17 protein-coding genes and 2 pseudogenes are annotated in these 26,012 nt (G+C 37.3%); 16 read left to right on the top strand and 3 right to left on the bottom strand.

Going from position 1 to position 26,012, the window contains the following annotated elements; translation table 11 throughout:
- Window positions 1–440: 440 nt before the first annotated feature.
- From I7822_RS06770 to I7822_RS06705, 14 genes are all read left to right on the top strand, one after another.
- Window positions 441–1,148 (top strand): DNA alkylation repair protein, encoded by a 708-nt coding sequence (locus I7822_RS06770; RefSeq protein WP_207976274.1) that lies wholly within the window; start codon window positions 441–443, stop codon window positions 1,146–1,148.
- 855 nt (window positions 1,149–2,003) lie between these two features.
- A complete protein-coding gene (locus I7822_RS06765) occupies window positions 2,004–2,429 on the top strand; it encodes a YhfM domain-containing protein (protein WP_207976273.1) in 426 nt (141 codons plus the stop codon).
- 32 nt (window positions 2,430–2,461) lie between these two features.
- Window positions 2,462–2,803: an immunity protein CdiI family protein gene (locus I7822_RS06760; RefSeq protein ID WP_207976271.1), complete on the top strand. Its 342-nt coding sequence runs from the start codon at window positions 2,462–2,464 to the stop codon at window positions 2,801–2,803.
- Between the two features lie 30 nt (window positions 2,804–2,833).
- Window positions 2,834–3,166 carry a hypothetical protein gene (locus I7822_RS06755; protein WP_207976269.1) on the top strand — a complete coding sequence of 111 codons (333 nt, stop codon included), beginning with the start codon at window positions 2,834–2,836 and terminating at the stop codon, window positions 3,164–3,166.
- Window positions 3,167–3,191: 25 nt separating this feature from the next.
- The gene (locus I7822_RS06750; RefSeq protein WP_207976268.1) at window positions 3,192–4,460 is read left to right on the top strand and encodes a hypothetical protein; all 1,269 of its coding nucleotides are present in this window, start codon (window positions 3,192–3,194) and stop codon (window positions 4,458–4,460) included.
- Window positions 4,461–4,490: 30 nt separating this feature from the next.
- Window positions 4,491–4,637: a hypothetical protein gene (locus I7822_RS06745; protein WP_207976266.1), complete on the top strand. Its 147-nt coding sequence runs from the start codon at window positions 4,491–4,493 to the stop codon at window positions 4,635–4,637.
- A gap of 169 nt (window positions 4,638–4,806) precedes the next feature.
- Window positions 4,807–5,277 (top strand): DMP19 family protein, encoded by a 471-nt coding sequence (locus tag I7822_RS06740; protein WP_207976264.1) that lies wholly within the window; start codon window positions 4,807–4,809, stop codon window positions 5,275–5,277.
- A gap of 519 nt (window positions 5,278–5,796) precedes the next feature.
- Window positions 5,797–6,870, top strand: a complete 1,074-nt coding sequence (locus I7822_RS30420) for a Wadjet anti-phage system protein JetD domain-containing protein (RefSeq protein WP_207976262.1) — start codon at window positions 5,797–5,799, stop codon at window positions 6,868–6,870.
- Window positions 6,861–8,375 (top strand): hypothetical protein, encoded by a 1,515-nt coding sequence (locus I7822_RS06730; RefSeq protein WP_243459302.1) that lies wholly within the window; start codon window positions 6,861–6,863, stop codon window positions 8,373–8,375. Before I7822_RS30420 ends, I7822_RS06730 begins: the two co-directional genes overlap by 10 nt.
- On the top strand, window positions 8,372–9,118 hold the full coding sequence (locus I7822_RS06725; RefSeq protein ID WP_207976258.1) for a DUF6063 family protein: 747 nt from the start codon (window positions 8,372–8,374) through the stop codon (window positions 9,116–9,118). The genes I7822_RS06730 and I7822_RS06725 overlap by 4 nt, the downstream gene beginning before the upstream one ends.
- Window positions 9,096–13,559: a coiled-coil domain-containing protein gene (locus I7822_RS06720; RefSeq protein WP_207976256.1), complete on the top strand. Its 4,464-nt coding sequence runs from the start codon at window positions 9,096–9,098 to the stop codon at window positions 13,557–13,559. Before I7822_RS06725 ends, I7822_RS06720 begins: the two co-directional genes overlap by 23 nt.
- A gap of 447 nt (window positions 13,560–14,006) precedes the next feature.
- Window positions 14,007–17,765, top strand: coding sequence for an alpha-L-arabinofuranosidase family protein (locus I7822_RS06715; protein WP_207976254.1), 3,759 nt, complete (start codon window positions 14,007–14,009; stop codon window positions 17,763–17,765).
- 224 nt (window positions 17,766–17,989) lie between these two features.
- Entirely contained in the window at window positions 17,990–18,556 is a 567-nt protein-coding gene (locus tag I7822_RS06710) for a nitroreductase family protein (RefSeq protein ID WP_207976252.1), read from the top strand.
- Between the two features lie 941 nt (window positions 18,557–19,497).
- On the top strand, window positions 19,498–20,433 hold the full coding sequence (locus tag I7822_RS06705) for a hypothetical protein (RefSeq protein ID WP_243459328.1): 936 nt from the start codon (window positions 19,498–19,500) through the stop codon (window positions 20,431–20,433).
- A 30-nt stretch (window positions 20,434–20,463) separates the two neighbouring features.
- Here the strand turns inward: I7822_RS06705 and I7822_RS29820 are convergent.
- The 3 genes and pseudogenes from I7822_RS29820 to I7822_RS06700 all read right to left on the bottom strand — a co-directional run.
- Window positions 20,464–20,617 (bottom strand): annotated as a pseudogene (locus I7822_RS29820) (transposase); the annotation flags it as partial.
- Window positions 20,603–20,779 (bottom strand): annotated as a pseudogene (locus I7822_RS30415) (heteromeric transposase endonuclease subunit TnsA); the annotation flags it as partial. The pseudogenes I7822_RS30415 and I7822_RS29820, both read right to left, overlap by 15 nt.
- Before the next feature lie 244 nt (window positions 20,780–21,023).
- Window positions 21,024–21,404: a DUF4183 domain-containing protein gene (locus I7822_RS06700; protein ID WP_207976249.1), complete on the bottom strand. Its 381-nt coding sequence runs from the start codon at window positions 21,402–21,404 to the stop codon at window positions 21,024–21,026.
- Between the two features lie 161 nt (window positions 21,405–21,565).
- On the opposite strand from I7822_RS06700, the gene I7822_RS06695 reads away from it, so the two are divergent.
- Together I7822_RS06695 and I7822_RS06690 are read left to right on the top strand one after the other, a co-directional pair.
- Entirely contained in the window at window positions 21,566–21,910 is a 345-nt protein-coding gene (locus tag I7822_RS06695; protein ID WP_207976247.1) for a DUF4183 domain-containing protein, read from the top strand.
- A 741-nt stretch (window positions 21,911–22,651) separates the two neighbouring features.
- Complete coding sequence (locus I7822_RS06690) at window positions 22,652–25,759, top strand: rhamnogalacturonan lyase family protein (RefSeq protein WP_307847692.1); 3,108 nt, start codon at window positions 22,652–22,654, stop codon at window positions 25,757–25,759.
- Window positions 25,760–26,012 lie beyond the last annotated feature (253 nt).

Here is a 26,012-nt window from a genome sequence, read left to right as displayed (position 1 = left end):
AGCTTTAGTTTAAGAAGATACTAAAGATATACATTAGAAAAAAGCTCAATTTAAAGAAATGTACTTTTTTTGTTGGTAAATACAAAAAGCAACTCAAAATACGGTGCAATTAGTTATACATATTTTTAAGTAAATTAAGGTTTTGTGACAGGTATCAATACCCGTTAAAATATATGGGCTGTTCTTTCTGTTTTCCTGATTTCAGATACAGAACAAAGTGTCGTTCTCAGTAATGAATATTTATTACTCGTTCAAAAACCTTAAGAAGTTTTATTGGGATCAGGTTTAATAGTACCAAGAGTACACAGTGAATTATCTTCTCTGGAATGGCAAGCTGCTATTTATCTTTTTCATCAAGTTATAAATCATTGCTCGATAAAGAATATAAACAAGTTGGTAATAATTTAGTGGTATGATTATAAAAAAAGGAAGTGAAAAAGTTGGAGTTCGAAATGGTTATGCAGGAACTGGAAGCGCTCGGAAAGGAACGACTGAAAAAGACTTACATAAGCAATGGAGCACACGAGCCGCTTTTTGGAGTGGCTACTGGAGCAATGAAGCCGCTGTCAAAGAAAATCAAGAAAAATCAGCCTTTAGCCGATAAGCTTTACGCCACTGGGAACTACGATGCTATGTATTTTGCCGGCATCATCGCGGACCCAAAGACAATGACTGAAGTGGATTTTGAGCGTTGGATGGATGCTGCGTATTTTTATATGCTGTCAGATTTTGTGGTTGCAGTAACTTTGGCAGAAACCGATTTTGGGCAAAGCGTTGCCGATAAATGGATCGCAAGCGGTGAAGAACTTAGAATGTCGGCAGGCTGGAGCTGTTACTACTGGCTTTTGGGTAATCGCCCAGACGTTGAATTTAGTGAAAGCAAAATTGCCAGTATGCTCGATCGGGTGGAAAATACGATTCACGATTCTCCTGATCGAACGAAATCAGCTATGAATAATTTTATTTACACAGTCGGAATTTCATATTTGCCGCTCCATAATAAGGCGGTTGAAACAGCTAAGGCAGTAGGCCCAGTCGAAATCAGACGAGGCAAGAAAAAAAGCAGTATCTTGCTTGCGTCTGAAAATATTCAAAAGGAATTAGACAGAGGGAAGCTTGGTTTCAAACGCAAATATGTAAGGTGTTAGCATAGTCTGTATTGTAAAGTAAAAAATAGGAATGAGAGTTCAATACATCATTCGAAGGTTACTGACAAGTAAGGATCGGTGGTTATTCAGTAATCAGGTGCCTAAATGGGAATATGCTTAATAATGTAAAAGCTCAGAGATAGGTTCTCTGAGCTTATTGCTTTGCCTATTATCAAAAAATTAATGGAGGTATCATGTATGAATAAGGGATGCTTGGAAATGGATATGAAGGATTACTCACACGATTGAAAAAATGAGGACGGTAATGTAAAAGGTATTAAGGAAATCAGGAATAAAAAATAAAGAGATACATAATGAGTTTATGGAAATAGATTAGTTACCCGAGAGGAAGAAATAGATAAAGAATTGAAGATATTACCATTTATTGATAAACTTAAAATGGTAAGTGGGAGTCCAATGAATGACATATTCTCATTAATTGGTTGTGTAGGAGTAGTAATTTATTTTATATTAAAACACAGTGAAACCCTCCGCAAAACTTAACAAAATGCGAAAAATGGGTGTTTTAATGTCCTTTTTAGCTACTATACTTATTGCTGGAATTTGTATGTTTTACAGTGGTGCATTATTGACTGAACGTTTTCAAAATGAATTTTAAATTTTATCATTCGATACGCAGTAGTCATTATAACATTGTGGTTCGCTATATTAACTTTAAATCGTATATTAGAAAAAATCACAAAGGGCATTTTCCCGAAAATTACATAAGTAAATTTATTCAGTGTTATGTAAGGGTGGCGTTTCTACTATGAGTGGAAACGCTTTTTTGATAAAAGTCAAAATAGTCGGTATTTCGTAGATAGATAGTGAAACATCATTTAAGGGGAGATGACATTGAAAGCTTTATATTCTTTGCTTTCGCTTTTAGGTTTAATTTTTCTAGTAGGTTGTCAAAACAATCAAGAACATATGATTCTTTTAGATGAAAAGGTTAAAGAAATAATCATAGCCAAATCAAGTGGTGTTGGTGAGATGAATCAAGATATTTTCCTTTCCATTAATGATAGACAATCAATTAATGTGTTTGAGAAAGCGATAAAAACTGCAATGAAACAGAAATCAGATGTGAATAAAGCGAATCCTGACTATGATGTAATGGTTGAATATGAAGGGGCACTTCCTACTCATGCGATCCATTTATGGTTAGGAGAGGAGAACGAAGAAAGTATCCTAATGTATATGGTTGGAGAAGGAGAAACTTACCTAACATCTTCTAAAACGACAAATCAAATAAGGAAATTAATACTATCGGAACCATAAGATAATGTTAAATAGGATTGAGGTGAGCATGCTTGAATTGTTGCTGTGATATCGGAGAAATATACGATCTAAAATTAGAAGCAGATCCGCTTTGGTGTAATAGATGTGGTTGCAATCTTGATATAGAAGTCGTTCCGATTTCAGATGAATTAGCAGAGGAATTATCGTCTTGGACAAGGAAGTATGGGAAATGGATTGATTGGGATAAAGATAAATTACTTCCTAATGGGATTGAAATGGAAGATGATTTTAATCAAAAGGGAGTCACATTAGTGGAAAAGCTAAAACAAGAGATTGAAGGAAACTATAAAATTAAGTTCATACCATCTACCAGTGCGAGATTTTATGCAAAAAAACAAAATGGTTTTAGATAACTACTATACTTATAAATAGGAGTGAAGTACATGAATGATCAAATGTATTTTGATACGGTAAATTATACTGGAAATCATTTGCATGTAGATAATTATAAGGATGAATACACTCGATTTGTTGAAGGGATAGCTTGGGTAAGACAGGATGATTCGATGGATTTGTTTTTTGATGATTATGAAACTGATCGTGAAAGGCAGGAGCTGTTTGTTGATAGGGGTTATTATTGCGAAAAGTTTAAAGGCGGATATATAGGCAATGTGAAAACAAATGAAGAAGCATATGACATGTTCCAGAAATGGGTTGATGAAGTATTATATCCTTATCGAAATAAGGATAAAACTTCGAGTGAGGGAGCAGAGTGAATAATTTATAAGTGAGGTAATATCTATGAATTCAAGGATAGAGGAATTAATTGAGTTTACAAAGACAAAATTTGGATTAGCTAATTACTACTTAGAGCGTCATAGTCTTTATCGAAATGTGAATATCTTCAATGATACGGTTTATACACTTTGTATGGAGTGGTTTCCTAATCATGTAACTGAGCCAAAGGATGATGAAAACCCTGAAGGTACAGCAGTAATTGAGATAAATGTAAATACTCATAAGTTTGAGAGTGCTATTTTTGTAATGGGTGAGACATATGCAATAGATGGGATTACGTTTGCTAATTTGGATACAAAAACAATAATAAAATGGATTGAACGTGAAACAGGACTGACATATGGGATGCAATTTCAATTACATAAAGAAACAGAGGGAGAACTTCAATTTAAAGAATGCTTTGAAGGTGTAGCGGTGTCTCCTTCTGGATTTATCGACGTTAAATTTAATCAGGAAGGGAAACTCACCTCATTCTCTGTCCATGGACAATTTCCTTCAAAAGAAATGGTTAAGGAAGGGAATTATAGCCTTATCTTTGAAGCGGTGGAGAATTTGGCAAAGGAACAATTGAAATTGATTGAATTTCCTTCCTATGAACAGAAAAAATTAGTCAATGTTTATGCGGTAGAAGAGGTATATGTTACGAATGATGGAACGTCAACGATTCCATTTGAATTTATTGCGGATGTAAGGTCATATTTGAAAATAAATAAAGTCATCTTTTGGGACGAGCCAATTAATAAACCGTTTGATAGGAAAGAGATTAGTTGGGTTGAAGATATAACTGCAGAACAAGCACTTTCAGCAGAGCCATCTCCTGTTTCATTTCCAATCACAATGGAAGAGGAAGAGAAATGTGTGATGGCAGTCGAGGAATTATTACGTCAGGAATATCCGAATGACACTGGAAAATGGAAGCTTAAAACCCTCCATCGTGACAAAGGGTATATTCATGCAATAGTAAGGGCCAACCACCAGGACAATCGTGTCTTTCAAAGAAAACTGATGATTATGATTGATACGAAGAGCCTTCAAGCAGTAAATTACATGGATAACAAACCAATGTTGGAGATTTATGATCAATTTCAAGAACCTGATAAAGTAAAGTTAACGAAAAAAGAAGCGTTTGAAAAAATCAAAGAATTGTTTGAGCTAAAACCTTACTATGTATATGACTTTGTACAAAGGAAATATGTTTTATGCGGAAAATTAGACTGTCAATACGGAGTGAATGCGGGAAGCGGTGAAGTCATTTCGTTAGATGATTTGTAGTTTTATTATTCCAAAAGGAGAGATAAGTCATTGTATTCTTGGAGAGTAACAAAATATGATCCATTAATTAGAGATGTAGATGGGAGTTATCTGAATGATGAAGAATGGACTTGTTTTTCAGAGCTAGGGACAAAGATTAGTATAGAAGAATATCTAAAAATGAACAAAAATACATAAATGCAATTTGTTCATTTATGGCTGTAATGGGTTTAAATAGGGTTTATGTAATTTCTTTAGAGCAATGGTCAGACGAGGTTAAAAGTTATAAAACTAATGAATTCTTAACAAATATTTGGATTGGAAAGGCTATATCTGGATTAGGGGCAATAGCTATGGAGGGGATTAAATGAAGCCTATAATAAATAGAAAAGATTTATTAAACAAGGATGATATATGGAATGCTGTTATTGCTGTGTTAAGTGAATATGACTATTCAACAGAAAATAGAATGGCAAAAGAAGCATATACTGTTTTTCAATACTATGCTGAAATGGAAAGTGGAGGGCACGAAAGTTTATTTATTTGGGCTTCAGACTATATAAAAGAAGTAGGAATAGCTCTTTATTTGGAAGAACTAATCGGTGTCCTTGAGAAAATAGATGCCCATGAGTATACCAAGATTGAAAAAATATACGGAGAGGAAATGTGGAGATTGCACATGGCTTTAGAAAATAACGAGATAGATGAAAGTGAGTTTTATAGAGTCATTGAAAAAGCGGATCATGATTATTACAAACTTAATGATCAGTTAGGAAAATTATTAGAAGACTATTTTGTAAATATTCATACTGATTTAATTGAAGTGGTTGATGAATAATTCTTTAATAAAAATTAAGTTCCCAATCCGAAGGTTTTTCCGATATATCTACGGAATGCCTTCGTTTTTTTTTTATAAAAGCAGCAAAATAGGATGAAAATATCCTCATTAAGTTGCAATTCAGGGCTATTCAGTTTAGCTATATTCTTTCACGAAAAAAGGATAGATGTAAGCAGCTATGGTCAATAATGTGATTAAACTGGTGTCTGTCATTATCGAATTCGGTAAATGACAGGCACTTTTTTCTTTATTCTATGGATAAATCTTTGCTGGAACTAGACTTATAAACGTTCAAAGGTCGCTTTGTTAGTTAAATAATAGAGTTTATGAAATAATAAAAATACATTCATAGCTTCTACTCCTGCTTGTCTGGCTAAGTCCATCAAGCTATTTGTTCATTTCTAGTAGGCTAGAAAATTCAACTTACCAACGATAACTCAACTAGTTTATAATATTAATATAACGATGTGTAAATTGGGTAGTAAGATCTATTCAAATGAACTTAGAGAATGTAAGTAGGTGGGTACAATCGATATTATTGAAACAAGGGTAAGAGGTTTTATTGGAGATATTCAACACCCTAATCAAAAAAAGAAAATAAATATTAACGACTTAGAACATCAGTTGCGCAAGCTTTTGGATGATTATTATGAAATGGACGGATATTCGTTGTTTTATCATGCAATTGAAACATTGCAAGCTGAAGGACAACTGATCCCAATTCTAAATCATCAATACAATGGAAGAACTCCTGCACTTGCCTTATATTATTGGGTCAATATTAAAGTTCAGGAAGCTAAATGGGATCGTCTCGAGATGATGAAATTGAGTGATCAGTTTGATTTTTCCTATTATGAACGTCATCCTGGGTGGCAAACGAAAGAAGAATGGATTCGAATTCAAAATGTATATACGTTTCTCCAGTCAAATCAGGAACGGGAAATCGTGTCTGTCGAAGAAAGATGCCTAGAGCTCTTTGGGCATGAAAAGTTCTTACTAGATAGTGATCACTTTCCTGATGGAAAAGGATTTTTAGCTAGAATTAAGATATCAGAAGATAAACTTAAAATGGTGAACTATGGGGAGCCTTTTGTATTTTGGATGAAACAAGGGAAAGAAGTAAGTGATATACAGCGGGTCCTGATCGTTGAAAATCTATCTTTCTTCCATACTTCTATTAAACTATTGCAAGCAAATCAACTAGATTATGAACCTGATCTGATTATTTATGGTGAAGGGACAAAAATTGAACAGAGCTTTTCCTTTTTCTTCAGTATGTTTCCGCCAAAATCCTATCTTTTCTATTATGTAGGAGATCTAGATGCCGCAGGATATGGTATCCTCATTCGACTTATCGAAAAATACCCGGATTGCTCTATTCAACCTGCCTTAAAAATATACCGCAAAATGCTTGAATGTATGGAGCAAATGAATGATCAGAAAATCGGTCAAACACAAAACATCAAATACCGTGATTTATTCTTTCAATGGTTTACTGAAGATGAGCAAGCACTATTACTGCAATTGTGGCAGGAAAATAAGCGGATTCCACAAGAGGTCTTAACAATCGAAACATGGAGGAGATGGATGTGAACGAATCATGGGAAGGATTTGCCCAGCGAATTCAACGATTAAATCCACTGTTTGAGCTTGGGCGGGGAATGGAAGTCGGTGAACTGAAACCACATATCCAAACCATTCTCATGCAAGTGCTCCTCACAATCTTTTATAGAGAATTAAATGATGATGATCATAGACACAAATCCGATATTAGGTATATGGTAGAGGATTCCATTAAGCAAATGAAGCTTTTAGCAGACGACAAGCAAGTTGAACGTATTACTAGTGGGCTTTTATATCAAGGAAAAGAAGAGTTTAGTAAACCGTTTGAAGCCTTATATTACGATGAAATCAGCCAATCCTGGGAGACTCAGGTCTTCCGATATGTCACAATGGATGAATTATATACGAATTTAGAAATGGGTGGGTCCATTGTTTATAAACTCACAGATGTTGCTCAGGAAATGATTTTTATGAGCAGGGAAATGGCTGAGGAATTCTCGATAACGATTGAACAACTCTATAGTATGCAGTTGATTAAAAATGGTAATTTTAGAAAAGCTATTCGAAACCTCGATCACCTCATTTCACGAGTAAACCGCTTAATGGCAAATGAATTCACCTTTCAAAAGGAAATGATCAATAATCCCAAAATCTTATTGATTGAAGAGGAATGGCAAAGGGCCGACAATCGTGTTGAAATTGAAAAGCAATTTGATGAAGAAAAAAATCACTTCCGTACAATCACTAGTATGATTGAAAAAACGAAACGAAGAAATGAAGAAGATGATTATATTCAGAAAGAATTGTTGCTTCTCCAAGAAAAAATTGGTCATACAAGGCAATTGCATGATCGGTTTGCTAAGCTAGTCATTCAAAATATTTCATATGAGATGAAATTAAAAGCGGAAAACCCTTCATTGTTTTGGGAAAATAGCCTAGTTTCATTTCGAGAGCATTTTTATGAAAATTGGTTTATGAAGGAAGGAGTTCATCGTATTACAGAAATAGAAAGAGTCCTTTCTCCATTATTTTCACCGAAGAATGAATTTATTTTACCGCTTGATTGGATTTGGGGAGAGCAAGAATTCGATGAAAAACAACAAATGAATCTTGAGATGGAAGAAGAGGCAGAAGAAGAATTAACTACTCAGCGAGTAACGAATTGGGAATCAGTTATTAAGGCATGGAGTTACGTTTTTCAATATTTACAAACATACAATGAGTTTTCGTTAGCTGATTTAGCGGACCTGCCATTGGAAGTGCAGGATTTATGGCTTGAGGAATATGAAACGATTGATTTATGGATGATGTTTGATAAAAAACCACTTAAGGTTCAAGTGCTACACCGGAAGGAAGAAACATTAAGCGATGAGAGGGAAATTCTTCTTCATAAATTAATGAAGGAATATCCGCAATTTCAAGTCTTTGAAGGGATGAAGATCTTTACAGAGTTTGATCATCGAGCGGAGCCTTTTCTATGGCAACGAATGAAAATGACTCCTTTTAAAATATGTGTACAGGAGGAGAAAAGATGAATGCAGAAACGATCAAAAATGCATCAGCTGTCTATTTTTCCTTATTAAAGGATAAAGTAATCGACGAAAATAGTGAACACTTCCAGACGTATTTTGATCCGGAAGTGAGACAGACCGTTCTTTTATTAGCAGACGAATCAGGTACATATATCATTGAATCACCTAAACGCATTCAATTAGTTGTTCAGCCAACCGGCTCCGTCTTTGCTACGAATTTTACCCACATGAAAGAAAAGCATCGGCAAATTGAAACAAAAAAACACTTTCATCTTATTAGCGTTGTCATTATGTCTTTTTTAGCAACAATAGACCGTAATCAGGCTGCTAAAGTCCGCACAAAGCGGGAGGGGATTAGTTTTTATGCATTAGAACGGCAAATCAACGACCTCATTTTGAATTGGGAAAGCATTCTTAAAGCGAAACCTACCTATGGAGAAGAAGAACGAATTGATATGAAGGATGTTGTGACAACATGGAAATTCATGGAGGTTGACACAGAGGACTATGGGGTTAAAAAAGGCAATCGACGTACTAGAATCGGTTTAATTGCGGGGGCAATGCGATTATTAGAGACGGAGGGACTGATCGTTATTCTTGATCGGGACGATATTCCCAAGGTGATTCCTAAGAATGAGCTGTTTGAGCGAATTGAATACCTATATCACGACTATGACCGCTATGAAATGTTTAAAAAAATGATAACAACAGAGGAGGATGAGCGTGCCGAAAATCCATCGAATTAGAATTGTTGGCCTGAAATATGATGGCATGCAAAAGCAATATAAAGATACAACGTTTAATTTCCATAATGATGAAACATCAACCAATGGTCTCATTGCGATGATGAATGGTGGGGGGAAAGGTGTGTTCCTTCAAACGATCTTCCAAATCCTCAAACCTGGAACTTCGTGGGGAAAACAAAACAATCGCTATTACCAGCAGTTCTTTTTTAATAATAAAGAGCAATTTATTCCCTATACCTTCCATGTTGTTATCCAATGGGAATTGGACGGCGCTGACCGCAGGCATCTGATTACTGGAGGGATGTTCTCAGCCGAACAGCGGATTTCAATGAGTGAAGAGAATGGAAATGAAAGCAAAACACTGGAGCAGGAAGCAAAGATTCTCCCTAATATTTCCTTTTATACTAGAGAATATGAACGGAATGAAGAGGCAGCACTTGAACATATTCCACTTTATGAAAATGATGAAGTTGCTGATACGGAAGGCTTAAAGGACTATTTAAAATGGAATGGATATGATGTTTACCGAGATACGAAGAAACATTATCGAATCCTTGATACATACGGAATTAATCGTAAAGACTGGGACATTATGAAGGACATAAATAAAGATGAAGGCGGAGTTGGAAAATACTTTGAGGGTGCAGAGGATGACCATTCCCTGTTCCAAAAACGAATCATTCCTACTGTAAGTCAAGTCTTGCATCGAACCGAACATCAAAAGAATGATTTAGTGGAGATTTTTAAGAGCCAGGCAAGTATTGCGAAGGACCTGCCAGTACTATTAAAAAGAGAGCAAGCACATAAAGAGTTTTTAGAAGACATAGTTCCATTTGAAGAGCACTTAGCAAAAGGAATAGAACATAAAGAAATTGTTGAAGAAAGTATTAAGGTAGGAAGACAATTTCTTGGTGCTTTAGAGCATTTAAAGCAATCGGAAGCAGAATCGCTCCTCAGTTTAGAAAAAGATATTGACAAATTAACCTTAAAGCAAGCGGATTTACGATATCAAAAAGACAATTTAGAGTATGCAAAAGCCCACAGAGAGGTATTGAATTGGAAAAAGAAATTAATAGAGGAAAAGAAGAAACATACTTCTTTAGAAGAAGTCGTTCAAGAAAAACTGGAACGAAAAGATGAACTTGCTTTTTTGCTATTATTGAAAGAGTGGAGTGAAAACGAACAAACCATCCGTTCTCTTTCACAGCAGATTGAGAAGCTAGAACAAAATAGTGGCTTAGAGCAAGTGAATCAAAGAATGGATGAAATTAAATTGGAAGCAGTAACTCAGTGGGAGCATGCCTTTCAATCTATACAAGAAGCTGTTAAGCAGTACTCCGGGTATCAAAAGTTCATAAAGAAAAAAGGAACTGAGCTGTCCCGCCAGGATAAACAAAAGACAAAAGACATCGCTCAGCTTAGTACAGAAATTGACTTTTTATATACACAAATGCATGGCTTTGAATCTGAGGAAGCGGCGCTCATCAAAGAGTTTGGTGACCGCCTAACCTATGACTTAAAAGGATTTATTGAGAGTCTTTCTAAACAAATTGAAGATAAAAAGGCCCAGTTAGAAGAACTGCAAGTAAAAGATAAACAATCTAGCGAACACCTAAATCAACTGGCGAATTCACGTGGTACACTCGGCCAATCGATTCAGTTTTCAGAGGAAAAGTGTGAAGAACTAAAGACAGCAAATGATGAGCAAAAGCGAAGAGAAGCAAAACTAGTAGATAAGCTTCATGGTTTATTAGATGATGTCACTGTGCCATTTACTCACTCCCTTTTATCGAAGTACTCACTACAGATAGAAGAAATATTGGGGCAAAACCTGCAACAAGGTGAACAAGTTAAAAAAGACCTGTGGGAAACACAACTCGACCTCTCTTTAAATGATGAACATTTCTGGGTTCCAAATAAAGATGTGAAAGAATTAAAGGAATTGATCGATGAAAAGACTGGTATTGATGTGTTTTACGGAAGCCAATTTCTCCAATCATTAAGTACAGAGGAAATGGCCGATTACCTTATGACCTATCCGCTCCTTCCATATGGGTTAGTTGTAAGCCAGCATCAATGGCAAAAAATTAATCAACAGATTCTTTCTGGGAGAATGTTTAAAAGTCCTGTTCCGATTTTCTTGCGTGAGGATATGAACAAGGAAAATCAGCAACCATCCTTTGTGATTATTCACGGAACAGAGAAAGACCTATTAACTGCTAAAAATCAATTTACCAACTGGAAAATACAGATTGCTAAACAAATAGAAGAAAAGAAAGATACTTTGATTGAAATTGAAAAAACAGAAACCTCATTACGTCGTATTTTAAAAGAACTCGATCGATTTTTATTAAGCGAGCTTTCTAGTGATATCGAAAAAGCTTTCAATCAGGAACAGAACGTCCTTCTTTCTAAGAAAACAAAATTACAGGAAATGATCATACAAGAGGAAAAAGAAAAAGAATTACAGCTTCAGCTAAAAAATCAGTTAGAGATTACGAAGCAAAAGATTGAAAAGCTTTCAAAGGATGTAGAAACTTTAGAAGATTTTGAGCGAAATAAAACTCTTCATCAAGAAAATAAACGGGTGAAACTGGAGAAAGAGAAACAAAAGGAAGCCTTAAGCATTGAGCAGCAGGAAATAACCATAGAGCACCAAAATATCGTTGACATGCAAACCAAGTGGAGTCAAACGTATGTAGAATGGAAGCTTACAATCGAACAAAATATAAAAGAAATTGCCTTCTTTATTGAAGAAGCGACTTTTCCTACTGTTGAAAAAGCAGATCAATATGAAGAGGTTCCGCGTTTATCCTTACATGTAATAGAAGAGATAAATGGAAGCATTGATGAGCTAAAACAGCTCCAAAAATCAAAAGAAGAACAGTCTAAGGAATTACTCGTTATCCAGGCAAAAAAAGAAGCCGAACAAAAACAGCAAAAGAAATTAGAGAAAAAACTCACTATTCATAATAAGGACTGGAATCAAGCACAAGAACCAGTTGAACCAATAAGTATTTTAGAAAATATGCTACAAACCGCACATAAGGAAGCAAAGACAGCAGAAAAAGAAGAACGAGAACAAGGAACGGCTGTAACGGTAGCTGAAACGTCCTTCCAGCATGCGACTGAACAGCGTGAAAAGTTAGGAAAGAAAGTTGCCAAGCATGAAAAACAGCCCGATGAATGGGAGTCCCTTGACTTAGAAGTAAAGGCCGTAGAAATTAAAGACGTAACGAAAATAACGAAAGAGGAAATAAAGAATTCTGAGAAACGCCTAAAAGAAACTGAAACGAATATTACTGGATATGAGGGAGATTTGTTAACCTTGTCTGTAATCCTAAAGGAGGAAGCATCGGCATTTACTGAGCAGGATATAGAAAAAATTAAGAGCCAAGGTAAAGCCTGTATCCTATCCTGGTGTGAAGAACATCAAGCTATTCAGGTAGAGGGACAAGAGAAACACGCGAAAATTGAGCAATCTCTGCGTAATGTAAAGCTCACAATTGAAGGGAAAGATTGGGAGATTCGTTTTAAAAATGAAGTATTAACAACACTAGATCATATGGATACAAGGCATTATACGCATATCCAAAGTGTTGTTAAAAATATGAAACGTTTTTCGCAAAGTGGTTTAGAACAATTAGAACGCGACAAAGAAAGGGCAGAAAAGGCGCAAAACTTCTGGGCTAGCCGTGCAAGTATGAAGGTGATGAGCATTTCAGAAGCGATTCGTTCAATGATTGCGAAAATGAAGGTGAAAAATGAGCGTGGATCCTTTCCACTCGTCCAGCTAAAAGAGGATATTTTACCTAAAAAGGCTGAGGATATAGAGCCACTACTGAAGCAACATTTTGTTACGGCCATTAACAAAATAACCAAACAATTTGATTTAATTGATGATCATAATCGAGCCCTTGACCAAGAAATAAACCAACTCATAAGTGATGAGCAAATTCTATTTGTCTCACTTCGAAACCGATATCCTGAGTTACTTGTTTATAATATGCGTACAGATAATGCATTCATGTACGGGAAACCGCAACGAGAGCATTATTCAACCTGGCAGACAATTAATCAAGGCTCTAAGACAAAATCTGATGGGAGTGGAGGACAAAAGCTATCAGCTCGAATGGTGATGATGATGATGTTATTATCGGTAAAAAGTGAAACAGATCAAAGCTGGGTTCCATTAGTCTGTGATAATCCGTTCGGACAAGCTGCATCGGCACATGTCCTTGACCCGATATTCGCAGTTGCCGAAAAACTGAAGTTTCAATTCATTGTCGTCACTCCGCCAGAATTAGTGAAAACGGAAATCAGCCAAAGGTTTGATTCCTATTATAAATTGGACTTCATTCGTGAAAAAGGAAAAGAAATTGTTTCGGACACAATTGTTCCCGCATTTCGGATTTACCAAGGAGAGGAATTCGTTCAATAAGGGAATTCACAGAAAAGAAGAGGAATTATACATAAAAAATCTCACTTTCAAATAGAAGTGGGATTTTTTTTATGTTTAAGGTTAAGGTTTGATTTCGCATTTATTGCTAGTATTTAAAAGCCGAAAACTGTAAGAATTGTAGATATTTCTTTCTTGTATATGTACATGTACGTACATAATGTTGTTGTTGATTCCACTTTTATTATTCAAAAAATGTTAATGGGATGATGAGGAATCTCACTCTTGTTAAGCGGCATGAACTTTGATGAAGCAGGGCTTTCGGTCAATGTCCGAAAATCTATGAAATCTGATGGAAATTAAACTAGTTAGCTATTATAATAGTTGTAAGTATATGTTTTGAATATATTTACTGCGTTATCCATATAAGTTGATTAGCGATGGTGAAAAGTAGTACGTACATTATTGTTTTGGCAAAGGAGAACTTTCATGAAACGAAATAACGAAAACATTTCATTTAAAGACCGCATTATTGCTCATTATTATTTTGATAATCCCGACAATGTCGGAAAAGACAGTTCTGGTAGTGGCAAGGATGCAACAACAGAGGGGAAAACACAACCTATAGTAGAAACAGTAGGCGGCAGAACAGCTGTTTCACTTGCAGGAGGAAAAAACGGCACTTCTTATATGAAGCTTCCTTCTGGTTTACTCAAGGATATCAACGATCATACCGGTATTACTGTTAGTACGTGGGTGTACTTGAAAAAGGGTTTGAATGTATGGGAAAGAATTTTCGATTTTGGTAAAGGTTCAACAGGTCCATATCTATTCTTGACAAGAAATATGCGCGGCACTTGTTTTGCAGGAGATGACCTCGTTGCCGATGCCGGAAGAACTTACTCTTCGGGAGAATGGATCCATGTCACCATGTCGGTTAGAGGAACAAAAGGTGGTACGTTAAGTAGCGCGGGTCCTGTCGTTTATGTGAATGGTGAAGTTGTGGCAGATGGTTTGATAAGCCAGACTTCAAGTGGGACCTATGCGAAACTACGTAATTGGTTTGGAACGTTCTCGGATCAGTCAAATTATAGTAATAATTACATAGGAAAATCACAACATGAATTGGATGAGGATTTTAACGGTTCCCTATCCGACTTCCGTGTTTACAAAGCAGGTTTAACACAAGACGAAGTCATCGAGGTGATGTGCGAATCTCTTACAGATGCGGAGATCGTTCAACTTGCCAAAGACAAATATTTAACGTTTCCCATAACCATTGTATCGAAGGATCTTTCCTTGCCTTCTTCTCTCATGGGCGGAAAGGTGACGGTTGCCTGGAAATCCAGTGATTTGGAAGCGTTATCGAATGATGGAGTAGTAGGGGAAATCTACACACCAAAAGGCGTAACCTTAACTGCCTTCTTAAGCAAGGGGAATGAAACAATCGAAAAAGAATTTACAGTGTCGGTTCTTCCGAATGGGATCCCATCCCATCTATTAACGATTGAAGGAAGCCAAGAAGTATTAGATATCAGTAAGACGTTATATGGCCTATTTTATGAAGACATCAACAACGCAGCGGATGGAGGTATTTATGCGGAACTCGTACAAAACCGTTCCTTCGAATCTTTCGTCTTCGATACCTATTCACTCGCTTCCGGAGAGTGCGGCTGCTCTTCAGGTAGAAACCATCAACCACTGCATGCCTGGTTTGGAGATGTTGATGAAGTATCTGTAAAGAATACGGGAGGATTGAACGAGTTTTTTGGAATTTCAGATAAAGACGTCAATTCTCATTATATTACTGCACCGGACGGCAGTACGATTCGAAATAAAGGTTTTACCGATTCCAATCATCATTGTGCCATGTATATTAAACAAGGTGATCAATATGTGTTTACGGTATGGGCCAAAGCGGAATCCGCAGGAAGCATCACATTGCAGCTCCTAGATCAAGACGGAGAGGAGCCAATTAGCGACACAGTAACGATTCAGGTTGAAGGTGGTAACACTTGGCAAAAGTACGGGGTTGATCCTAAGATTGTGTTGACCGGTTCAAAAACCTTACTAGGTCAGTTTGCTTTAACCTTTAATGGCGAAATTTCTATAGACATGGTTTCTTTGATGCCTCAAGATGTCTGGGGTGCCGGTAAGGAAGAGAGATCAATAACCGCTCATTCAAATTATAAAGGGAATCCGAACTATCGTTTGCGAAAAGATTTGGTGAATGCACTGGTTGACCTGCACCCTACATTCCTGCGTTTCCCTGGTGGATGTATTTCAGAAGGCTCCTATATTTGGGAGAATGTATATGAATGGAAAGACTCTGTGGGCGATATCGAGCTACGTAAAGAAAACTTTAATGTTTGGGGTTACATGATGACCATGGGGTTAGGCTACATGGAATATTTCCAATTAGCCGAAGACCTGAATGCTATACCTCTTCCTGTCATGGCTTGCGGTGTACTCTGCCAGGCTCGTTCGAATTATGTCCATCCGGCAGGTGGAGAACTGAGAGATCATTTTGTTAAGAGCTTTACAGACTTAATCGATTTTGCAATTAGCACAGATTTTAAACATAATGAGTGGGCAGCTTTACGCAAGAAGATGGGTCATGAAGCACCGTTCGACCTACACTATTTAGGCGTCGGTAATGAAAACTGGGGCACAGAGTTTTTTGCGAACTTCGAATACTTTAAAGCAGCTATTGATGAATACATGGACAAACAATATCCAGGTTATGAATTACACATCATTTCAACTGTCGGTGCGCAAGCAGACGATGACGCATACCAGGAAGGCTGGAAGTTCCTAAGCGGTAATATGACAGGAACAGCAACTGTAAACTTTACTGATGGCAAGACAAGTATGGAAGAAACGGTCACTTGGTATGAAAAACAACCGAATTACATGGATACCATAGCCGACGAGCATTATTACCGCTCAAACGAGTATTTGTTAAACAATGCTGATAGATACAACTATTATTACAGAGCGTATCAGCCGGACGGAAGCATAAATGAAACGGAAATCTCGAAGGTTTTCGTTGGCGAATTTGCCTCCTCTGATAAAAATACATTAGCCGGTGCCATTGCGGAAGCAGCTGTGATGACCGGTTTTGAAAAAAATTCTGATGTCGTCAGATTAGCAGCATATGCGCCATTATTTAACAAAGTATTGACGGACGGAACTTATCGATGGACACCGGATTTAATCTGGTTTGACGATGAAACGGTTTGGTATACACCAAATTACTACGTTCAGCATCTATTTGCGAAATACCTTGGCACAAAATTGTTGAGTACTTCGTTCTCGACTTACCGAAATGGAAATCTGACAGAACTCTCTCCACGTGGGGGAATTGAAATTGCTGCTGGCAATGCCGAAATTCAGGTGAAGAATGTGAAAGTAATCGATAATATAAGTGGTAATGTGCTACTTGACCAGGACTTCACAAAAGAACTGAGTCCTGAATGGGGGATCATTCCAGGTTCGGCTGGATACACAATTGATCCGGAAAAAGGTCTGATTTTACAGGCGCAAAACGGAGGATTAAACGGACTATATATCATAAACGAGAGCTGGACCAACTATAAGGTTGAGGTGCAAGCGACAAAACCATCTGGCGCAGACGGTTTTTATGTAGGCGTGGGCTTGAAGGATATTTCACCGGAGAAAAAGGATGTTCTTGAATACGCTGTAGCATATAACGGAAATGCCACAGGTGTAAAAGTTTACAAGCAGGGCATTCAAGGATACATGTTAGGAGACTATTCATCAAGTACAGCAGCAGGTAACTTAAGAGCAAGCTGCTATGAAGAGCTGGCAGATCATACCCCATACACTATTTCAGTGAATTATGGCGGAGGTACAGGGGATCGTCTCATCTGCTCTTACACTGACGGTACGTCTACAAGCAAGGTTTTGGATTACAAGTTAGAAGCTTATAACCGAGACATTTTCAACTCGGTAACCAAAGACGATCAACACATCTATGTAAAGCTAGTCAATGCAGATCCATTTGATAAAACAACCAAAATCTCCTTAAAGGATCTGGGTGTGGATACAACAGGTAGAATGATCACAGTGACTGGGAATGAATCACTTGTCCATACACCGAATGTTAATAAAAAGAATGCTGAGCAAGTTGTTCCTTCCGAATCGGAAATCAAGCTGGATGACAATTGTGCAATCGTTACTTTAGCCGCGAATTCAGTGAATGTTATTGTTTTAGATTTAGAATAAAAGGTATCAAGGACATGTTTGTGAAAGCAGGCATGTCCATTAGTAGTGTCCTAGGGGCAGATCCCAGGTAGTGGATGACCGAGCTGAACATTGTGCAGGAACTACAGGAAGGAAACAAACGATAAAGCACTAGATAATGTGACAGAGTTCGTTTTATTTGATTTAGACGATAAAAATACTTAAACTGCTAATGAAAGTTAAAATTTGTATAAAGGTGGATACTCATGAGTGAAATACAAATAAAACAATTTCGTCAAGCTGATCATGACATTGATCAAGTTTATTTGGATCGGTGGTCTCCTCGTTCTTTCCAAGAAAAAGAGGTGCCAGAAGAGGTACTAATGCGTATATTTGAAGCTGCGCGTTGGGCTCCTTCCGCGAATAATTTCCAACCATCGCGGTTCATCATCGCCCGAAACAAAGAAGATAGAGAACTATTTCATACCTTTATTAATGAGGGGAATCGTCTATGGTGTGAAAAAGCTCCAGTATTAGCTGTTCTTATCTCAAATAAAGAAAACCCTGTACATACATTTGATGCTGGTACGGCATGGGGATACCTATCTTTACAAGCTACAAAAGAAGGGTTAATTACTCATGCAATGGGCGGATTCCAAAGAGAAAAAGCACGAGAAGTATTAAATATCCCAGACAACTATGATGTTCAAATAGTTATAGCGATCGGATACCAAGGAGAGAAAGAAGCACTGCCAGAAAACTTTCTAACTCGTGAGCAACCATCAAACCGTAGACCATTAAAAGAATCGATTTTTGAAGCAAAGTTTAAATAAGAACGAGAAAACTTCCATCCAAAATTGATGGGAGTTTTCATTTTGTTTTCTGCATGATAGTTTGGTAGTAATGGAACACAAATGAATAAATCAAGATCACAAATTTTGATGGAGCCTCAGCGATATAAAATGTTTCAGAGGCATACAATGAATTTCTCGGATAAGTAACATGGAGTTTGAGGTATATATAAAAGTAGATTAATTGTTAAGGATAAAGAAGAAACTCTCTTAGTTGACAGTAGCTTTATAATGAAAATGAATTTCATGGTGAATGGATATTACCCTCGATTTCCCGAAATGACAAGGCTTATCCAGATCAGGAATATTGGAGAGGAACAGATTTTCTCACACTCGTCATATCCGTAAGTTTCTTTGATGCTATATTGATTAGAAGAATGTAGTTTTAAAGCACGTTCCTCCAACTAAAGATCCATTTAAGGTCTTCCACCGTTCCGACCTCTCATCATTGTTCTGAAGAAAAAGCGTCCCATAGCTGTTGATGTGGCAATACTATCCTATATAGAAATAAAATTGACTTTTTTTCTTCAAAGGCTTCAGCCAACTCATTAAGGTGTTTTGTGGATCAGAAATAAAGTCCAATTTATAAATTATCTGGATTAAGATGAGTCTGCTATTATTCGGATTAAAATCTCGAGATTTATCTGGGATTGGGTTTTACAGCTTTTGAAATCGCACAGGTATTGAACTCCAAAATAATTACCTTAATGTTTTTATTAAAGTGACCCATTGTTTAAGATTTGGTTAAAATTTACAAAAAAGTGTTTAATAAACTATTACAATAATGATATATTTATAAACGTTAAAATACACTTTTAAGGAGAATTTGTGATGAACAATCCGAGAATGAAACAAAGTGAGTTAGAACTTGTGGCGGAGGTGAGGACGTGACAGTTAAGACAGAGAGGCAGGCCTCAAGATTGATGAAGTTGCGTAGAATCTGCGGTTATGGAGCCGCCATAGCAGTAACGCCTTATCTGCTGATCAAAATCGTATGGACTTTCGGTCTCTTCCTTCCAACCGAGCAAATGGGTGACACCAGTTGGCGCATGATAAACGCAGTTACCGCGGTTCTCGCTGTGATTGGTATCCTTCTTGCAATGGCGTTCTGCAGACCGTGGGGAGAGCGGCTACCCGCGTGGATGGTTGCTCTGCCCGTTTGGGTTGGTACCGGGTTGCTCATTCCAATGCTCTTGTTAGCACCGATTCTAGGCCCTGCAGCTATGATCCGGGATCAAGAGGCAGGTGCCGCCGATTTCTGGGTATACGAACAAATTTTCGTCATGATCTCGCTTTTCGGGATAGGCATCTTCCTGCCGATTGCATTGGCGGGGTATGCAAAGGCACGTTGGCCAGAGGCGCTGAGTGGCACAACCGAGTACAAAGAGTTGCCGGGCAACACTCGACAACTGCAGATCATCTTGGCTAGAATCGTCGCTGTCGGCTGCATCCTGCTCGGTGTCATCAAGGTGTATTGGGCGGTAGGCGGTACTTTCGGCATCGACTCGGAAACAATGGATGAACGCGATGTATGGTGGCATCTGCTATCATTGAGTACAGGCGTGTGGTCCTTTGCTGGTGCATGGGGCATACTAGTGATAGCATCCCGACGTGGGTCGAGGTGGTTTCTGCCCCCAATGGCAGCGGCATGGATTTCATCGGGAATGCTGTTCTCCAACAACCTATATTCAGCTTTATCTTCCGTTCGACTCGATGCGCCACCCTCCCCAGAGTACCCATTGGCATGGTTGTTGACCACCGAGGCCGGCATAGTCTTAGGTGTGATAATGGGGATGATTATCCTTCTGGTCCTGCACGAACGCCGTCGAGCCCTTCGAGATGAGTCCTATCGAAGTTGATTACACAGTAAATGGTCTTTTAAGCTGTTAAAACGCTTCGTTATGACGAATCAGTGGTACCCTTACTATGAAAAGAATGTATCTGAGTTTCTTTCGTCCTTTTAGAGATATGTTTTTGCCCCTTGTGTTGACCAGACGAGTTTTCACGTAATGTTAATCCCGCTAGTTTCGACTCTTCTTGTGGCAATAAAGTAAATTGCTGACGAATATCCGCTACGGTGACTGAAAATTCAGTCACATAAAAATAGTTTCGTTCCAAATCTGATAAAAACTCATGCTGTCTGCTCGTCTTAATGCCTTTTAGTCTCGTTGTCCTACCTAATAAGGATACTTCTTGAAACTTTAACCTAACTATGACTGGTTGGCTTTTACCAGTATTAATTAATTGGGATGCAGAAATTATTCCTTTTTGGGATAAGTGTAAAAAGCGCTACATAAAAAGTTTGGTAGAATCAATTGAGGTTCAATTTTTTATTCAACTATAGTGTGCATTGCTTCAAAAAAGAGTAATGCACTTTGTTATATTAGAATCAAAAAGCGACAAAAAAATATATAAAAACCCCTGAATCCAGATTCAGAGGCACCCGTTATTAAGTGACTATTGTAGTATTTGATGTTGGTGCGAAGTTAGTAACAACTAGAACCACTGGAGAATTTTGTTCTATTGTTGAGCCAGCAGGAACTGTAATTACTAGCTGCCCGACTCCTGTACCACCAGCTGTATAAGCCGATACATCTTCCATCTGTAGTACACCATTAATATAAACGTCAAAATAGCTATTATTAGTTGCTAAGGCTGGTAATGTAGTTGCGGTTGCTCCAGTATCAGTAAAGAAGTCTTCAACAGCAATTGTTAAAGTTCCTGGACCTGTAACTGTTGAAGCTGCTTCATTAAAGAATCTTTCAACAGTTGGAACTGTGTCGACAGTAGAACTAGCAGTAATAGCAAGTTTCATAATTTGAAGTGCCAATTAAATTTCACCACCTTTTACTGAACGCCTTATTTAGATTATGTAAAATAACAACCTGTTGATTAGACCAAAAGAATATAAATCAAATTATTTAAGCACAATTTTAAAATCAAATTTATAAAATGTAAGGATATGCAATTAATTAACGAGGTGAATGGTAATTGAAAAATAAAGAAACAAACTTATTGACGCCAAGGCCATTAATAAATATCCCTACATTACCCTCAATAATTGTGCATAACCGTTCGCCTAAAAAAGTAAAGGTTTTCGAATTTTATGCAATATCAAATGGATGTAGCAGAATTTATAAAGAAAACGACGGAGTAAAAGAAATTGGAAAACAAATAATCCTTGACCCTAAAAAGCTATCATACATGAACCTTTTTATAAACGGAGTATTGCAACCTAAAGAAAGCTATGAAGTGGGGAGAGGAGTAATAAAGTTAAAAACAGTGGACGTACCAATAAAAGGAGCGCCAGTTATACTGCAAATGTTTATAGTGTAATTTTGGATACTTCTTATTGGGCGAAAGTAGACAAGTTATAAAAAATTTATTGCACACTTCGTAAAAAAATTGAAGGAAAAAGTGACACAATGAATTAATAAAAAATGTAAGGAGGGAGTACACACATTGTTCATACATATCACAAAAATGTAGAAATGCGGCAATAATGTGCTAAAGTTTCTAAATATTCTGTAGTGCAGGACTTTTTCATCTTTTGAATTGGTACTAAAGTCTCGTTCAAAAAAGTGCAATAGACATACTCCTTTTTAAGATGCTAGTATCTAGTATGAAATGGCTGATCATTCAACCGAACAAAAAATATATGTTCAAATTAGGATGAAGTAACCTTATGAGGTGAGTGAACAGATGTTAGGTGAGGTAAACTAACTGTTCTTTCTATTTTGAAATGTAATCGCTTCCAATTAGATGTGATGACAATCGAGTAGTTTTTGTCCCATCGAAGGAAGAAGTTTGTTCGGAAGCAGCATTATTGAATGAAGCCTTTATAAATTATGTAGTTTAGTGGAGGGAGTGGTTTTACAACATAGGGACCTGGCGTTGGGATTTACACGTGAGTTAATTAATGTTTGATGTAGCGGATGTGACTCGCAATGTTAGAAGGTAAGATGTAGGAAAACTTTTAAACGGTGAAAAGTGGGAAACGACAAATTTCCCCAAGGAGAACTGCATCACGAAATACATCATTCCTTGGTATCACAACAGAGGGAGTGTGAATATATAGTGGGTATAAGTAAATCAAAAAAATCATTTTCTATTATTTTGGCATTAATCCTATTAATCTCAGGTATTTCACCCGCATTTGGTGAAGTAGTAAATAATGAAGAAGGCTATGAATCTGTTTATTCCTCTGAATTTAATGACCTTTGGGGATTCACTACATTCGCAGCAACACTTTCAACCAATTCTGAAGATGTTGGAGGGAATTTGACTCCAAAGCTACAATTCGACACCATTGATCAATCTGGAGGACGTGTGGCAACAAAAGAATTTGATACAGCAGTAAAGGGGGCACAGATTCTTTTTGAATTTGATTGGTATCCTGGTGAAGTAAATGATAAGGGTACACATGTTCAGGAAAATGGTGGTGATGTTAGATTCTATGACAACTCAGGCCACACTATCTTTACAATTAATAATACAAATAATGCTCCGCTAAGCTTTTACGCAGGTAGTCAAGCTCCTACTCAAACTGAGTTTACTGATACGGAAACTTGGTATCATGTAAAGGTTAATTTTGATCTTCTTAACAACGTGGTTGTGTTAAGTCTTTCAGATCAAGAGGGTATAACGGAAGAATATACAACTTCATTAGATGGTGTTGCTTTCGACGGCTCTATAGATGCATTTAAGCTAGTAGGTGTACGTACATCTGGTAACAATTTGACATGGACTACCTATCTAGATAATCTTGGAGTCTATAATGTGCCTGTTGATGACAATACACTTATTCGAGTGGACAAGCTTCCATATCACCGGTTGTATATAGGTGAGGCAACCAAGGACATCGATTCAATTGGTTTACCTGAAAAAGTAACAGTAACTCTTGCTGATAATAGTAAAGCAGAAGTACCTGTTAGCGAGTGGGCTTCAGAGGGGAAGGAATGGAACCCTAATGAAGCTGGTGTCTACGAATTTAAGGGAACGATTGGAGAAACAAATGAAGTAAACAATGGATTTAACAGAGATGTCACGATGTATGTATATAATCGTCATACTCCAGTTGATAACCCACAACAGGTAGAATGGCTTAACAGAGGAGTCATCGCTCTTAAATCTGAGGACGGTATTTTCATTAGCTGGCGTTTGCTTGCAGATGAATATGATAAAGATGTTACATTCAATGTTTATCGTAATGGCGAGAAATTAAATGATCAACCATTGGTTGTGACAAATTATGTTGATTCAGAAGGTACAACTGAAGATAATTATACGGTAGAGACACTTGTTAATGGAAAGTCTACGGAGAAAAACGATAGAGAAGTAGCACAAAAAGATTATCTATCTATTCCACTTCAAAAACCAGCAGATGGGACAACTGCTACAGGTGACTACACATATAACTCAAATGATGCTAGTGTAGGTGATTTGGACGGTGATGGAGAGTACGAAGTAATCATCACATGGAGTCCATCTAACTCTATGTATGCTCTTGAAGATGTGATCACAGGTCCGACGATTTTTGATGCGTATAAATTAGATGGAACCCTATTATGGCGTATAAATATGGGACCTAACTTAACATCTGGTCCTCAGTATCACCAATTTGTGGTAGGTGATATGGATGGAAATGGTAAATCTGAATTCCTTATAAAAACAGCGGATGGAACAACTTCATACGGTGCAACAGATGGTAAATTTGATAGCAATAAAGTTATTAGTGTAATCGGTGACCCAACTGCTGATTGGGTTAATGATGGTGGTCATGTAGTTGATGGACCAGAATTAATATCTGTTTTTAATGGTGAAACAGGCGAAGTTATTGATACGATTGATTTTGCATTTCCAGTTGAAAAAGAAGAAGGAGATATGGGTGCATCATGGGGAGATAACTTCTATAACCGTTCAGACCGATTCCTTTCTGGATTAGCTTACTTAGATGGAGTTAAACCAAGTGCAATTTATGGTAGAGGATATTATGAAAGAACTGGCTTTGCTGCATATAGTTTAGAAGATGGTCAACTTATCGAGGAATGGACATTTGATTCGGACGAAGCTGGTAGAGGTGCAAGCTTAGGGAACCATAACCTTGCGATTGGTGACCTAGATAATGATGGATTTGATGAAATCGTGGCGGGTTCATTAACACTTGATCATGACGGAACAATCCTTTATGCAATGGATGGAGAGATGGGGCGTGTTCAAGGATCTCATGGTGATGCTCTTCATGTAGGTGCATTTGATCCTACTCGTGAAGGTTTACATGTCTTTGGTGTGCGTGAGTCATCAGAGGTTGCATCTTTAGAATATCACGATGGTGCAACAGGTGAAACTTTACAAGCATTCTATGCATACAAGGATGCAGGTCGTGGAGTAGCAGCAAACATTACATCTACACCTGGATATGAATTCTGGGGAACTGGCGGTGGTACTGTCGAAACAGGAGGCGGTGTCTACAATGTCCAAGGTGGTGTTGAAGCTAATGACTTTAGAAATATTGGTCTTCCAGTTAACTTTGTTACTTACTGGGATGGAGATCTATTACATGAATTATTAGATGGTACCACGATTTCTAAGTATGACGAATCAACAGGCAAAGTTAGTGTGATGGAAAGCTTTGAAGGTGTTGTAAGTAATAATGGAACAAAAGCAAATCCAACCTTACAAGCAGATATTCTTGGGGACTGGCGTGAAGAGGTTATTTACCGTACTGAAGATAATTCAGAACTAAGAATTTTCAGCACAACAATTCCTACAGAGTACAGACTATATACTCTTATGCACGACCCAGTATATAGAATGGCGATTGCTTGGCAAAATACGACGTACAACCAACCACCACATATCAGTTTCTATCTAGGTGAGGATATTAGAGAAACTGTACTTGCTGGAGAGTTAGATGCAGAAAAAGTCGATTATACACCAAGTGTCAATTCAATGAAGCATTCAGTAAACCTTGAATTGACTAGTCTAAAGCTTTCTGTGTTAGCCAACAAGCTAAATCAGGTACAGCATAAATTAGATATAGGAAAATATGATCAAGCTGCAAAACAGATGGAAGATTTTATAAAACACCTAAATAAAAATAAGGTGGACGAACAATTAAAAACAAATTTGACCTCTGATGCTCAAAAGTTAATAGAGCTGTGGAATGGTAAAGACTCTAAATAAGAATGTAAAATGAATAAGGTTAGGCAGAACATACTCTGCCTAGCCCTATTTATGTGACTATAGATGACAATTATAAAAGTAGTATTACTTTTTTGTATTGCTAATACAGGTAGAATTTCTCCTCACTTCCTATGTCTCATTCATCCATTATTGTTCTCACAAGTGGTTTGAAATCCGCAGAATAAGTGAGCATTCGAGAGATAAACGTATCTAACTGAGGGAGTTGAACAAGGAAGTTAGTATAGTAATTCAT

The sequence above is a fragment of the Metabacillus bambusae genome (assembly GCF_017497975.1).
Taxonomy (GTDB): domain Bacteria; phylum Bacillota; class Bacilli; order Bacillales; family Bacillaceae; genus Metabacillus; species Metabacillus bambusae.
This window is presented reverse-complemented; position numbering and strand designations above follow the sequence as displayed.

Coding starts and splice junctions, on each gene's coding strand:
- I7822_RS06705 (WP_243459328.1), top strand. CDS start 19,498: ATGAAGTTGCGTAGAATCTGCGGTTATGGAGCCGCCATAGCAGTAACG.
- I7822_RS06750 (WP_207976268.1), top strand. CDS start 3,192: ATGAATTCAAGGATAGAGGAATTAATTGAGTTTACAAAGACAAAATTT.
- I7822_RS06715 (WP_207976254.1), top strand. CDS start 14,007: ATGAAACGAAATAACGAAAACATTTCATTTAAAGACCGCATTATTGCT.
- I7822_RS06730 (WP_243459302.1), top strand. CDS start 6,861: ATGGATGTGAACGAATCATGGGAAGGATTTGCCCAGCGAATTCAACGA.
- I7822_RS06710 (WP_207976252.1), top strand. CDS start 17,990: ATGAGTGAAATACAAATAAAACAATTTCGTCAAGCTGATCATGACATT.
- I7822_RS06755 (WP_207976269.1), top strand. CDS start 2,834: ATGAATGATCAAATGTATTTTGATACGGTAAATTATACTGGAAATCAT.
- I7822_RS06725 (WP_207976258.1), top strand. CDS start 8,372: ATGAATGCAGAAACGATCAAAAATGCATCAGCTGTCTATTTTTCCTTA.
- I7822_RS06740 (WP_207976264.1), top strand. CDS start 4,807: ATGAAGCCTATAATAAATAGAAAAGATTTATTAAACAAGGATGATATA.